This window comes from Microvirga tunisiensis, assembly GCF_009296175.1.
Lineage (GTDB): Bacteria > Pseudomonadota > Alphaproteobacteria > Rhizobiales > Beijerinckiaceae > Microvirga > Microvirga tunisiensis.
Map to the genome: position 1 here is coordinate 1 of NZ_VOSK01000806.1, position 1,148 is coordinate 1,148.

The window sequence follows — 1,148 nt, forward strand, 5'->3', positions numbered from 1 at the left end:
GCATCATGCTCTCACCCGTTCTCTCGGGCGAGAAGGCCTATGAAGACATCCTGATCCATGACGATGCCTGGTACGAGACGCACGGCATCACGCTCCATCGCGGCAAGCAGGTCGTCGAGATCGATCGCGCCGCCAGGCGCGTGATCGCGGCGGATGGAACGGCGGCCGATTACGACCGGCTCCTCGTCGCCACCGGATCGATGCCCTTCGTGGTGCCGATTCCCGGCGCTACCCTGCCGGGCGTGGTCACCTATCGCGACCTCGACGACGTCAACAAGATGCTCGAGGCGGCGCAGAAGGGTGGACACGCCATCGTCATCGGCGGTGGCCTGCTCGGGCTCGAAGCGGCGGCGGCTTGAAGGCGCAAGGCATGGAGGTGACCGTTCTCCACCTCATGCCGACCCTGATGGAGCGACAGCTCGATCCCTCGTCCGGCTACCTGCTGCAGAAGGCCTTCGAGGACCGCGGCATCGCCGTGCGCTGCAAGGCCAATACCCACGCGATCCTCGGCGAGACCCATGTCACCGGGGTTCGGCTCGATGACGCCACGGAACTGCCGGCGGACATCGTCGTCATGGCCGTCGGCATTCGGCCGAATGCGGGGCTGGCGAAAGCGGCGGGGCTCGAGACCAACCGGGGCGTGCTCGTCGGCGACGACATGCGCACGAGCGATGCCGCTATCTTCTCGGTCGGCGAATGCGTCGAGCATCGTGGGCTCTGCTACGGCCTCGTGGCGCCGCTGTACGAAATGGCGAAGGTCGTCGCCGCGCAGCTCGCCGGCGACGAGGCCGCCGCCTATACCGGCTCCGTCACGGCCACCAAGCTGAAGGTCACCGGCATCGATCTGTTCTCGGCTGGCGATTTCGGCGAGGCCAAGGATCGGCAGGACATCGTCCTGCGCGATGCGGCGCGCGGTGTCTACAAGCGGCTCGTTCTCAAGGAGAACCGCATCGTCGGCGCGGTGCTCTACGGCGAGACGGGTGACGGGTCCTGGTTCTTCGATCTCCTGCGCAAGGAGACGGATGTCACGGAACTGCGCGACACCCTGATTTTCGGTCAATCCTACGTCGGAGGCGCTCCCCTGGACCCTACGGCGGCCGTTGCAGCCTTGCCGGATGATGCAGAAATCTGCGGCTGCAACGGCGTCT

At 66.1% G+C, this 1,148-nt stretch carries 1 pseudogene; it reads left to right on the forward strand.

What is annotated here, in order from left to right:
- Positions 1-1,148: pseudogene (locus tag FS320_RS43780) on the forward strand (NAD(P)/FAD-dependent oxidoreductase); the annotation flags it as partial.